Raw genomic sequence first — 12,334 nt, forward strand, 5'->3', positions numbered from 1 at the left:
AGACGAAAAATTTGGGGCTATAGCTCAGCTGGGAGAGCGCTTGCATGGCATGCAAGAGGTCAACGGTTCGATCCCGTTTAGCTCCACCAATTTACAGTTCCAAGGTTCCGGCCACACCGTCCTTGGATCGATCAGTCTCAGCCTGATCAGTGTACAGAAGGTTTGTGTCCCCTTCGTCTAGTGGCCTAGGACACCGCCCTTTCACGGCGGTAACAGGGGTTCGAGTCCCCTAGGGGACGCCACGATTACCCGCTCTGCGGGATTTTTAAGGGTCATTCAATTATTGAATGGCCCTTTTGTTTGTCTGGCGTTTGGCCAAATCTTTCCTTCATCCCATTCTTCTCTTCTGACCAGCGGTCATGCCTGTGGCTTGCGAAATATTATTATGGTAATAATATTCAACCCATGAACATCGGAGGCAATGATGAGCGATAAAAAAGCGCAAACCCGCGAACGCATTCTGCAGGCCGCCAGCGCTGCGTTGATCCAGCGCGGTCCGGCCGAACCGAGTGTGGGTGAAGTCATGGGCGCGGCGGGGCTGACCGTCGGTGGTTTCTATGCGCATTTCGAAAGCAAGGACGCGCTGATGCTGGAGGCCTTCACCCAGTTGCTGGCCAAGCGTCGTGCGTCGATTGATGACATGGACGCCCAGTTGACCGGAGAGGAGCGCAGAAGCCTGGTGGCGGCGTTCTACCTGTCGCGCAAGCACCGTGACTCAACCGCCCAGGCCTGCCCGATTCCGGCGACTGTCGGCGAGATGAGCCGCCTGCCGGATGAGTTCCGCCAAGCGCTGAACGAACACTGCGAGCTGATGGCCGCGCAACTCGCCGCCAGTCCTGAAGACACCGATAAAGCCCTGGCCGACATGGCACTGATGATCGGTGGCCTGGCCTTGGCCCGAGCCTTGGGGCCGGGTGAGTTGTCTGACCGTGTGCTGCGCGCCGCCAAGTCGGCCGTGCGCTAGAAGAGGGCTGTCACGATGGGCACGTTAACCTGGATTCGTCGCTTCAATGGCACCCTGGGGCATCTGGCGCCGCAAACGGTGGCCAACAAGATGCGCCGTGCCTTCATGACGCCCCGCGACCTGCCGCCGCGTGATTGGGAGCTGCCGCTGCTGGCGCAATCGGAGCGCATCACCTTGCGTTTTGGTTTGTCCGCCTTGCGCTGGGGCCAAGGGCCGGCAGTGTTGCTGATGCACGGTTGGGAAGGGCGGCCCACTCAATTTGCCAGCCTGATCACGGCATTGGTCGATAACGGTTACTCAGTGATTGCGCTGGACGGTCCCGCCCATGGTCGTTCGCCAGGGCGTGAAGCCCATGTGCTGCTGTTCGCCCGTGCCATGCTCGAAGCGGCGGCTGAGTTGCCGCCACTGCACGCGGTGATTGGCCATTCCATGGGCGGCGCCAGTGCGATGCTGGCGGTGCAGTTGGGTTTGCGGACCGAGGCGTTGGTAAGCATCGCTGCGCCGTCTCGCTTCCTGGATGTGCTGCGCGGCTTCACCAAGATGGTCGGATTGCCGGCGCGGGCGCGCTCAGCCTTCATCCAGGAAGTCGAGCAAACGTTCGGCATGCCGCTCAAGCACTTGGATGTGGCCCACTACCAGATGAATCTCCCTGGCCTGATCGTGCATGCCGAAGACGATACTTTTGTCCCGGTCAAGGCCTCTCAGGCCATTCACGAAGCCTGGTTCGACAGCCGCCTGTTGCGCCTGGATCAGGGTGGGCATCAGAAAGTGCTGGCCGACCCTCGCGTAATCGACGCTGTGCTGGCGTTGCTCGCCGGCCGTCGTCTACAGGAGCGGCAAACCGCCTGATACACTGGCCCGGTTAAGTTAATCGACTGGGAGCAAGGCATGGGCTGGGATTTGGCAACGCCGTTTATCATCGATCTGCAGGTCGCCCCTGAAGACATCGACGGCCTGGGGCACGCCAACAACGCGGTGTACGTGTCCTGGCTGGAGCGCTGTGCCTGGCGCCATTCCCAGCGCTTGGGCCTGGACCTGACCGAATACCGCCGCCTGGACCGCGCCATGGCGGTGGTGCGCCATGAGATCGACTACCTGGCCGCCGGCTACGAGGGCGATGAACTGCAACTGGCCACCTGGATCGTCGACTGGGACCAGCGCCTGAAGATGACCCGGCGGTTCCAGCTGGTCCGCCCGCGTGATGGCACCACCCTGCTGCGTGCGCAAACCACCTTTGTCTGCATCGAACTCTCCACCGGCAAGCCCAAGCGTATGCCCGCTGAGTTTCTCGACGGTTATGGCCCCGCCCTGACAGGGGGTTAACGGTTGCTGTGGGAAACCCAGTAAACTGCGCCACGATTTTTGTTGAGTGTTTTCCATGCAAATTGCTTTGGCGCCCATGGAGGGGTTGGTCGACAACATCCTGCGGGACGTGCTGACCCGTGTCGGCGGTATTGACTGGTGCGTGACCGAGTTCATCCGCGTCAACGACCGCCTGCTCACCCCCGCGTATTTCCACAAGCTCGCCCCGGAACTGCTGCACGGCGCCCACACTGCTGCCGGCGTGCCGCTGCGCGTGCAATTGCTCGGCTCCGACCCGGTGTGCCTGGCGGAAAATGCGGCATTGGCCTGTGAACTCGGCTCGCAGGTCATCGACCTGAACTTCGGCTGCCCGGCCAAGACCGTCAATAAGTCCCGTGGCGGTGCGGTGCTGCTCAAGGAGCCCGAGCTGCTCAACCAGATCGTCGAACACGTGCGCCGCGCCGTGCCGGCCCACATTCCGGTCACCGCCAAGATGCGCCTGGGCTTCGACAGTCCGGATGGCGCCCTGGTCTGTGCTACGGCGCTGGCCGAGGGTGGCGCGGCGCATATCGTGGTGCATGCGCGCACCAAGACCGATGGCTACAAGCCGCCCGCCCACTGGGAGTGGATCCCGCGCGTACAGGATGTGGTCAAGGTGCCAGTCTTCGCCAATGGTGATATTTGGAGCGTTGAAGACTGGAAGCGCTGTCGCGAAGTGAGTGGCGCCGAAGACATCATGCTGGGCCGTGGCCTGGTAGCGCGGCCAGACCTGGCGCGTCAGATCGCCGCGGCGCGGGCGGGTGAGGAAGTCGTTGAGATGACCTGGGCAGACATGCAACCCATGCTTCAGGATTTCTGGACCCAATCGGTGGCGCAATTGACCGAGCGTCAGGCGCCGGGGCGTTTGAAGCAATGGCTGGCGATGCTCACCCGCAATTATCCGGAGGCGGTGGAGTTGTTTACGCTGATGCGTAGGGAAACCGATCTGGAGCAGGTCGGGCGTTTGCTGGGCATGCCCGCACAGCGTGAACAGCCGGCTGCACTGCAAGATTAGGTTTACATATATAGGTGTTTCATCTGTAGTTGCAAGGGGCGCCGAAAGGTGCCTTTTTTTTGTCTGAAAAATGCGTTTGGCATCACCACGCACTGCCTGGGCCGGCCTGATGTGTTTATTTGTTTTGGGTGTTTTATTCGTGTTGTTGCGAGATATATGCAAGGACGTATGAATGTTTGCCTCGGTTGATACTAATTTTTAATTTTTAATGTTCTTGGGGGGATGGTTAGGTACCTGCGTGCGCGCTGATTAACATGCTTTTTGTTTTTTATATAGCTTTGTTGTTTTCTTTAAGTTGCTTTGTTCATGGGGTGTTTCTTTACGTTTCCACTCTTGGGGGGTGTGAGGCGCGTACAGCCTGGATTTTCCTACGGACGTCCATAGGCAAAAGTCTCTGGTGGTTATTTGGTTTCCTTATATAAGTCTCGATTGTTCGGAACTCATCTCCGTTACGCCCCACGAATCTTGCGAGTTCGTTGAGCTCACTGTTGTTCCACACTTAATATCAATAATTGTCTCTCTCCTGCCAGTGCGGGGGTGGGCGCAGTTTTAGGAATAAAAAAATGTCTAATGTCTCGAACAAACAAATCCTGCCGATGAATACACATTATGCACAGCTTAATCAGTCTTCCGTGCAAGCTGATAAGTCGCTCGAAGTGTCTCCGTCTATGGACAGTATGAATAAGTTTCTTAAGGACAGTGGTCCGGCACCAAAAGCAAACAGTGTGCCGATGAATAAGGAGTCCCTGGAAAAGTTGTTTGCCATGTTTGAGTTCGTGGTCAATGCGATGCGTAGCATGCTCGCGGGAATGGGGGTGTTGACCCGCCAGCCCGGTGAACTTGATGCCCAGCCCCAAGTGAAGCCTGGTTTGGATACCAAGACGACCGTGCTGCCTGGCACCGATGCCAAGGTCGTTCCGGATGCGAAGGCGGAACACAAAGTTGCGCCGAGGACGGATACCAAGACGAACGTGCTGCCTGGTACTGATGCCAAGGTCGTTCCGGATGCGAAGGCAGAGCACAAAGTTGCGCCGGGGACGGATACCAAGACGACCGTGCTGCCAGGCACCGATGCCAAGGTCGTTCCGGATGCGAAGGCGGAGCACAAGGTTGCTCCCGAAGCGGATACCAAGACACTAGTGAAGCCGGGTCTGGAGGTTAAGGTCATGCCCGATGGTCGTACCCAGATGACCACGTCGCATGACGGCAAGCTCGATGCCCAGCCGGCAAGGCCTTCTCTCATCCGAGTGGATGATAAGAACAAGCTGTCGTCTGATGTGAACGTGACGGTGCAGGTCCAGAACTGTCATTGCCCGCATACAGGTGAGAAAGTTACGCCACAACCGCCAATAACGCCGGCGCTTGATACGAAGCCATCGCCACAACCGCCACTAATACCGGCGCTTGATAAGCAGCCATCGCCACAACCGCCAGTAACGCCGGGGCTTGATACGAACCCGTCGCCACAGCCTCCGGTCACTCCACCCACTCCAGACCTTACTTGCCCCGCACCTGATGACTTGATTGATGATTTCAGCGGCCACTCCCAAACGCGTTTCGACAACCATCGAGCTAACAGGCCCAGCCTCCGCTCACGTTTTTGAGCCCGTTATCTTGATGCGTTAAACATAAACGCTGGCTCCCTGGTCGTGACGGCCAGGGGGGCACTCAATGAGAGTTAAGCCATGATATCGATAAGCCATAACCGTGTTGCACCGCCAACTAATGAAACTTGCCGGGCACCAGACCTTTCAGTTCGTGCATCGCTTGATTCTGCACCAAGAGAAAATATTCGGACTGCAATACCTGTTCCTCACTCAGAGGTGAAGTCCAATAGTTTCAGTGATAACGCGGACACTTCCACCTTATTCAACATGCTGGGAGAACTGTTCAAGCAGTTTTTCACCCAATTGCAAAGCCTCCTGCGTGGCGACGTGCGTCCGGTTGAGCCTAAAAATAATGATGTACCTGTACGGCCGCGACGTGTGCAACCCACTCCCGATACGAAACCCACCGATAAACAAGGCGAACCCATTCCCGAGCTTTCCAATAAACCTAAAGGTTCTAAGCCCACTAATGTCTTCAGCGGTTTTCGTCAGGGCAAGAATGGTAACTGCGTAACGATCTCCGCAATCAAGGCGGCGATGGAAAAGTTTGGCCAAAGCCCTAAGGATATTTACAAGTCTGTCGAGAAAACCGCCAATGGATTTAAGGTCGTGATGCGTGATGACGTGACTGTAAAACTCAGCAAAGCGGAGTTGGAGCGTGCCATTCGCGGTTCAAACTTTGTCGGATTGGGTGATCCTGGAATGCTCAAGGATGCGCACTTCCTATTTGCATGTTCTGCCAAACGAGCGCAAAACGAGAATAACGACGGGTGGGCAGGTAGAAGTTTTGAAGCCGCCATAAGAAGCCTCAACGATGGTGAGGATGAGTGGGGGCCGGGAGAGGGCTTCAAACGTCTGGGGCTAAAGGATCATATGAAGCGCGTATCGGTGCGTGACTTTGCCGCTGACAACTCTTTGATTGGCATGGTCAACCGGCGCGGGCACTCAGTGGCTGTCGTGGATGGGCGTGAAGAATTCTATGGGCGCAAAAGCGGCCGGCCCACAGGTGGGGACGCCATTGCTTTGATTGACCGCAAAGTTTGATCAGGCATTTCTAGCGGATTCGTCCAACTTTTCAATAAAAGAGTGAACAGTATGAATACGTTTGCAATTGGATCTTTCGCGCGCTCAAATCCCTCGGCAGCTCAGGTGTCGAACAACTTGGACACCTCTCGCATCCCGGCGTTTGACGCGCCGGAGCGGAGTTTCGGCGAGCATTTCAACGCGAGCTCGCACAGCGCGGTCATCAAGTTGATGATGCTCACGTTTGGCCCGCATCCTACTGATTTATTCAATGATGTAAGGGGCAACCGCGAGGGTTATGACGTGACCATGAAAGATGGCTATCGATTGCATCTTTCCGGGCAGGAGTTGCAGCAGGCGGCTGCTGCATCGCGTTTTTCCGGCAATGAAAATGATGTACTGAACAGTGCCCATTTCGCGTTGGCTGCGTTCATCAAGCGCAAACAACTGAGCAGTGGCAATACGGCTGCCCCGCCAAGTTTCGAGGCTGCCTTGAATCAATCGCTGCAGGGTGAGACGACCTACAACATGCTCAAAGGCATGGGCTTGTCCGGCCATCTCCAGTACGTGCCCACTGCAACAGTTGTTGCCCAAAGACGATCGGGGGTTGCGGATAGCTATGACGCAGGGTCATCGCTGATTCACGCAGGCAAGGCGCATCAATTTGGTCGGGAGCGTTCTCCCGATCGAAGTTACATGTACACGTTGGTGAGCGACCGTGCGCCAAAGCCCCGCATTGCCCCTGCTCCCGAGCTGCCGACAGTCCTCCCCGACGTAGCCCCCCCCGATAAAAAAGTGCACCCCGAAGTTTCCGAGGTATTGCAGGGTTTCACCGCGACCGAGCGAAATTTCGGTGACGTATCTGAGATGAGCAGCTATGTCTCTGTGATCAAGATGATGATGCTCAGGTTCGGTCGTTCGCCCTCCGACATGTTTGAAAAGGTCGAGGTCGTTGAGAATGGGTACAGCGTCACTATGAAAGATGGTTTTGAAGTGAAGTTGTCAAAGGAGGAGTTGCGGCGCACTGCCGAAGCCTCCCGGTTTACCGGCCCTGACGCGCAAATGGTCGCCGATGCCAATTTCATGCTGGCAGCCTATGTCAAGCGCAAACAAGTTAATAGTAATGTCCCGTTTGATACGGCGTTATCGAGCTCCTTGCAGGGAGCACACGTTTACGGCCTCTTGAAGGGGATGGGGGTGATCGGCTTTTTGCGGATGGTGTCACCCGACAAACTGCTCGAACCTTACAGCGTCGGCGTCACCGATACCCATAGCTATGCAGGTGCATTGGTAGTGAATGGCATCAAACATAGCGGTAACAAGAAGGAGTCCGTCGGTAAAAGCTACGGCTACCAGCTGGCTGCGGACTTGCCTGTCAACCACAGCGCTAGGCCTGCGCAGTTCCCGGCTGCACCTGTCGGCGTCAAGCCCGACAATATCTGGAGCGGTTTCTATCAAGGTGTTGAGGGTAACTGCGTCACGGTGTCGGCCATCAAGGCAGCGATGATGAAGTACGGGCAACACCCTCTGGGGATCTTCAAGCGTGTCACCGAAACGCCCGAGGGTTTCACCCTCACCATGCGTGATGGTTGCACGGTGAGTCTCACTCACGCCGAGTTGGAAAGGGCGCGAGCGGCCGCCAACTTTCATGGCGAGGATAAAGGCCTGGTTGACGATGCTGTCTTCCTCTACGCGGCGAGTGCCAAGCGTGCCCAGCTGGAAAATCACGAATTTCGCGCGGGCGCCGGTTTCGACGCCGCCCTGAAAACGCTGAACGACGGTGAGGTTCCGGGTGATGCGTTACGCCGCCTCGGCCTGTACGCCTTTATCCGCTCCAGTAGCGTGCAGGAACTGGCATCAGGCGTGCCAGGCACCTTGGCGAACTTCGGGCATTCGGTGGTAGTGGTGGAGGGGGTCGTTGATGAATATGGCATCAAGCGCGAGTTGTCTGGTTCGCACTGGATGCAACAGGACTGTAACGCCTTGAAACTGGTTTAACCCCGGCCATCTCCTGCGAGCAAACGCTCCCGGAATCCGATCATAGGCAGTGGCCGGCTGTGCAAATACCCTTGGTACAAATGGCAACCCAGGCCCTGCAGGAACGCGAGTTGGTCCTGGGTTTCCACGCCTTCGGCAATCACCTCCAGGTTCAGGCTGCGGGCCATGGCGACAATGGCGCGGATGATCTCGGCATCGTTGGGATCATGGGTGGCGTCACGCACGAAGGATTGATCAATCTTCAGCGCATCCACCGGCAGACGTTTGAGGTAGGTGAGCGATGAATAGCCGGTGCCGAAGTCATCCATCGCAAAGCTCACGCCGAGTTTTTTCAGGCGGCGCATTTTGCTGATGGTGTCGTCCAGGTTCTGGATCACGATGCCCTCGGTGATTTCCAGTTTCAACAGGCTGAATGGCAATTCGTGCTGCTTGAGGCTGCGCTCCACCCGCTCCACGAAGTCGTTCTGGCGGAACTGCCGAGGGCTGATGTTCACGCACAGGCTGAAATTCAGCGGGTCGACCAGGCCTTCCCCGATCAACTGTTGGAAGGCCGCACAGGCTTCATCCAAGATCCAAGTGCCGACTTCAAGGATCAGGCCGCTGTCCTCCAGCACCTTGATGAATTCGGAAGGCGACTGCGCCCCCAGTTGCGGATGCTGCCAGCGCACCAGGGCCTCGGCGCCGACGATGCGGTTGCCGCGTGCATCCACCTGCGGTTGGTAATGCACACTGAACTCGCCACGCGACAGGGCCAGGCGCAGGTCGGTCTCCATGCGCAGGCGTTCGCTGGCGGTTTTCTGCATGCTGTTGTGGAACATCTGCGTGGTGTTGCGCCCGGAATCCTTGGCGCGGTACAGGGCGATATCGGCCCGCTTGAGCAAGTCCGCCGGCGTGGTGCCGTGGTCGGGAATCAGCGCCACGCCAATACTGGGCGTCACCTGCAGGCGATGGCCATCCAAGAACATCGGTTCCGAAAGCAGCTCGCGCAAGGTGTCAGCCAGTTCCTGTACCTGATTGCTGACTTCCAGGCGGGTGCCATCCAGGCCGCTGAGCAGCACCACGAACTCATCGCCACCCAGGCGCGCCACCGTGTCTTCCATGCGTACGCTGGCTTCCAGGCGTGCGGTGACGATCTTCAGCACCGTGTCGCCGACCGGATGGCCGAGGGAGTCGTTGATATGCTTGAAGTGGTCGAGGTCGAGGAACAGCAGCGCGCCGCGCAGGTTATGCCGCTTGAGCAGGGCGATCTGCTGGCTCAGGCGGTCCATCAACAAGGCGCGGTTGGGCAGGTTGGTCAGTGGGTCGTGGTAGGCCAGGTGACGGATCTGCGCCTGGGCGTTTTTCAGCAGGCTCACGTCCCGTGCGGTCAGCAGCAGGCACGGGGTTTCGTTGAGGGTGATGGGCTCGACCGAGACTTCCACCGCCAGCAACTCACCGCGTTTGTTGTGCCAGAGCATTTCAAGGTGATGGATGCGGCCCTTGATCTGCAATTCGGCCAGTAGCGCGGCACGCTGGTTCTCGTCGGCCCAGATGCCGATCTGGTAAAGGGTCAGGCCGATGGCTTCCTCGGCGCGATAACCGGTCAGGCGGCAGAAGCCGTCGTTGACCTCCACATAGCGGCCAGTGTCGCGCTCGGTGATGGAGATCGCGTCAGGGCTGGAATGGAAGGCCTTGGCGAATTTCTCTTCGCTGGCCTTGAGCGCGGCTTCCGAGCGTTGTTGCTGAGTGATGTCGCGCAAGGTGGTGACGATACACGGCTGGTCCCCCACTTTGATCAGCCTGCTGGAAATCACGCAGGTCAGTGCCTGACCATTCTTGTGATGCACCACGATCGCCACATTGCTCAGCGCCTGCTCGCGGATCACCCGCTCGATTCGCTGCAGGCGCTTGCTGGATTCGTCCCACAGGCCGATCTGCTCGGCGCTCTTGTCGATCACTTCGGCGGCCGTCCAGCCAAAAGTCTGGGTAAACGCGGGGTTGATCTCGATAAACGCGCCGCTGTCCAGGCTGGTGACGCAGATCGGATCGGGGCTGGCCTGGAACAGGCTGGCGAATTTCTCTTCGGAGGCGGTCAGGCGTTGTTCGCGTTCGACCTGGTCGGTGATGTCGAGCAAGGTGCCGGCCATGCGCAGCGGCGCGCCGTGTTCATCGCGGTACAGGCGCGCGCGGCTTTCGAGGTAGCGTGAGCTGCCGTCTTCCATGGGCACGCGGTAAGTCAGTTGGTAGTTGCCGGCCGGGCCCTCACGCAGAGTGCGGTAGGCGTTGCGCATGCTTTCGCGCTCGTCATCGGGCATGCCTTCGAAGAAAGCGTCGAAGGATTCATGGAAGGGTTCCGGCGGCAGGCCGTGCAATTGGGCGGCGCGGGCCGAGCCATAGAGCATGCCGGTGGGGATGTGCCAGTCCCAGGTGCCCAGTTGCGCCGAGTCCAACGCCAGGTCGAGGCGTTCCTGGCTGTCCTTGAGGGCTTGCTCGGCGTTTTTGCGCTCGGTGGTGTCCAGAAACGTGCTGATCAGGTAGGCCTCGCCCTCCAGCTCGACCTTTTGCGCGCTGAGGGTGCCGTCGTGGATCTGGCCGTTGCTGGCGCAAAACTGCACCTCCATGGTGATGGGCTCGCCCATGCGCTGCGTAGCCTTCACCAACTGCGCACGTTGCTCCGGGTGACGCCACAGACCCAGGTCCAGGGTGGTGCGGCCGATGGCGTCGGCGAGCGGCCAGCCGAACAGCATTTCGAAGTATTGGTTGGCCTCGCTGATCAGCCCGTCGGCCTGGCGGGTCAGCAGGACCATGTTCGGGCACAGGTGGAACAACGTGGCGAAGCGTTTTTCGGAGTGACTGAGGGCGTACTCCCGTTCGCGCTGGCGGGTGGTCTCGCGGATCACTCCGATCATGCGGCGCCGGCCGGCTTTGTCGGGTGCCAGGCTGCCATTGATCTCCAGCCAGTGGTGAGTGCCGTCCGGCCACTGGATGTGGTGATGCATGGCCTGTTCGAACGGCTCGCCCGCCAGTACGGCATGAAAGGCCCGCACCACACGGGCGCGATCCTCTGGCGCGAGCAGGTCGAGGTAATCCAGATCCTTGGGCAGCGGCTGGCGCGGATCAAAACCGAACAGTGCCTGGGTGCCGCGCGACCAGCTTATTCTGCCGGTGTCGATCTCCCAACTCCACGCACCCAGCCGGGCAGCATTGAGCGCTGCCAGCAATTGCGGAGCGTTGTCCCAGCTTTGTTCCGCCGCTTGAGGGTCAAGGGCGTAGATGCGGGGCAAGGGTGGCACGGAATCGACGGGGTTGCGCATTATCAAAGGGCCTTGGCTCAATGGGCGTAAGGCGCGGTTCAGTTCAGACCTTGAGGCCGCACAGTTTCATGCCGGGGTCCCTGGCAGATCGACTTGTGCATCCAATAGGCTCATGAAAGCCCGCGCAGCATTCGACAGCGTCCTTTCGGTGTGCACGATATAGCCTAGCTGGCGACTGAGCTGTATGCCCGGCAAAGAGATACTTGCCACCTGATCATCGAGCATGGTGCGTGGCAACACGCTCCAGGCCAGGCCGATGGACACCATCATCTTGATGGTTTCCAGGTAGTTAGTGCTCATCGCGATGTTCGGCGTGAGGCCCTGGGCCTCGAACAACCGGCTGACGATATGGTGGGTAAAGGTGTTGCCACCGGGGAAAACCGCCGGGTGGCCGGCAATATCGGCCAGGCTGATGCGTCCGTTGCTGATCAGGCTGTGCTCCGGCGCCACCACGAAATCCAGCGGGTCGTCCCAGACTGGGGTGGCGCGCACCAGGTTGTGAGGATCGGGCGCCAGCGTGATCACCGCCACTTCGGCGCGGCCATGGAGGATTTCTTCGTAGGCCACTTCCGAATCGAGGAACTGAATATCCAGCGCCACATTCGGGTATTCCCGGGTAAAAGTGCGCAGCACCGGCGGCAAGCGATGCAGGCCGATGTGGTGGCTGGTGGCCAGGGTCAGGCGGCCGCTGACTTCGCCGGTCAGGTTGGTCAGGGCGCGACGCGTGTCGTCCAGCACGTTGAGAATCTGATAAGCGCGTGGCAGCAAGGCCCGTCCAGCCTCGGTCAGACCGACTTCCCGACCCAGGCGATCGAACAAGCGCACCTTCAATTGTTGCTCCAGGCCGGCAATACGCTTGCTGATGGCCGGTTGGGTCAGGTGCAGGCGTTCACCGGCGCCGGAGAAGCTGCCGGTCTCGGCGATGGCAATAAAGGCGTTGAGGTTGGCCAAGTCCATTGTGGTATTCCAGTTGGTAATCCAAAGCATAAAAAATATGAATTTGAGTTATTTAATGTAGCGCCATACCATCAGCCTCACAAGCCAAAGGGTTATTGAAAAGCCCGGCATAGAGAACACCGCTGATGAGGACCGA

The 12,334-nt window shown here is 58.6% G+C and carries 9 protein-coding genes and 2 tRNA genes; 9 read left to right on the forward strand and 2 right to left on the reverse strand.

Going from position 1 to position 12,334, the window contains the following annotated elements; all coding sequences use genetic code 11:
* The first annotated feature begins 13 nt into the window (after positions 1-13).
* The 9 genes from WH299_RS26180 to WH299_RS26220 all read left to right on the forward strand — a co-directional run bounded on the left by WH299_RS26180 (position 14) and on the right by WH299_RS26220 (position 7,948).
* A tRNA-Ala gene (locus WH299_RS26180) sits at positions 14-89 on the forward strand.
* A gap of 77 nt (positions 90-166) precedes the next feature.
* Positions 167-242: transfer RNA gene (locus tag WH299_RS26185), tRNA-Glu, on the forward strand.
* Positions 243-424: 182 nt separating this feature from the next.
* Positions 425-964 (forward strand): TetR/AcrR family transcriptional regulator, encoded by a 540-nt coding sequence (locus WH299_RS26190; RefSeq protein ID WP_010209050.1) that lies wholly within the window; start codon positions 425-427, stop codon positions 962-964.
* 15 nt (positions 965-979) lie between these two features.
* Positions 980-1,813: an alpha/beta hydrolase gene (locus tag WH299_RS26195; RefSeq protein WP_122725988.1), complete on the forward strand. Its 834-nt coding sequence runs from the start codon at positions 980-982 to the stop codon at positions 1,811-1,813.
* 39 nt (positions 1,814-1,852) lie between these two features.
* Positions 1,853-2,287, forward strand: coding sequence for an acyl-CoA thioesterase (locus WH299_RS26200; RefSeq protein ID WP_028617128.1), 435 nt, complete (start codon positions 1,853-1,855; stop codon positions 2,285-2,287).
* Between the two features lie 55 nt (positions 2,288-2,342).
* The gene (locus WH299_RS26205) at positions 2,343-3,320 is read left to right on the forward strand and encodes a tRNA dihydrouridine synthase (RefSeq protein WP_028617127.1); all 978 of its coding nucleotides are present in this window, start codon (positions 2,343-2,345) and stop codon (positions 3,318-3,320) included.
* Positions 3,321-3,883: 563 nt separating this feature from the next.
* Entirely contained in the window at positions 3,884-4,924 is a 1,041-nt protein-coding gene (locus WH299_RS26210; RefSeq protein ID WP_339551730.1) for a hypothetical protein, read from the forward strand.
* Positions 4,925-5,194: 270 nt separating this feature from the next.
* Positions 5,195-5,971: a hypothetical protein gene (locus WH299_RS26215; RefSeq protein ID WP_126571005.1), complete on the forward strand. Its 777-nt coding sequence runs from the start codon at positions 5,195-5,197 to the stop codon at positions 5,969-5,971.
* Positions 5,972-6,022: 51 nt separating this feature from the next.
* Positions 6,023-7,948, forward strand: a complete 1,926-nt coding sequence (locus tag WH299_RS26220; protein ID WP_339551732.1) for a hypothetical protein — start codon at positions 6,023-6,025, stop codon at positions 7,946-7,948.
* Here the strand turns inward: WH299_RS26220 and WH299_RS26225 are convergent.
* Both WH299_RS26225 and WH299_RS26230 read right to left on the reverse strand, forming a co-directional pair.
* Positions 7,945-11,241 carry an EAL domain-containing protein gene (locus WH299_RS26225; protein WP_122725994.1) on the reverse strand — a complete coding sequence of 1,099 codons (3,297 nt, stop codon included), beginning with the start codon at positions 11,239-11,241 and terminating at the stop codon, positions 7,945-7,947. The genes WH299_RS26220 and WH299_RS26225 overlap by 4 nt on opposite strands.
* Positions 11,242-11,307: 66 nt before the next feature.
* Positions 11,308-12,198, reverse strand: coding sequence for a LysR family transcriptional regulator (locus WH299_RS26230; protein WP_339551734.1), 891 nt, complete (start codon positions 12,196-12,198; stop codon positions 11,308-11,310).
* Positions 12,199-12,334 lie beyond the last annotated feature (136 nt).

It is taken from the genome of Pseudomonas sp. MYb541 (genome assembly GCF_037479595.1).
Lineage (GTDB): Bacteria > Pseudomonadota > Gammaproteobacteria > Pseudomonadales > Pseudomonadaceae > Aquipseudomonas > Aquipseudomonas canadensis.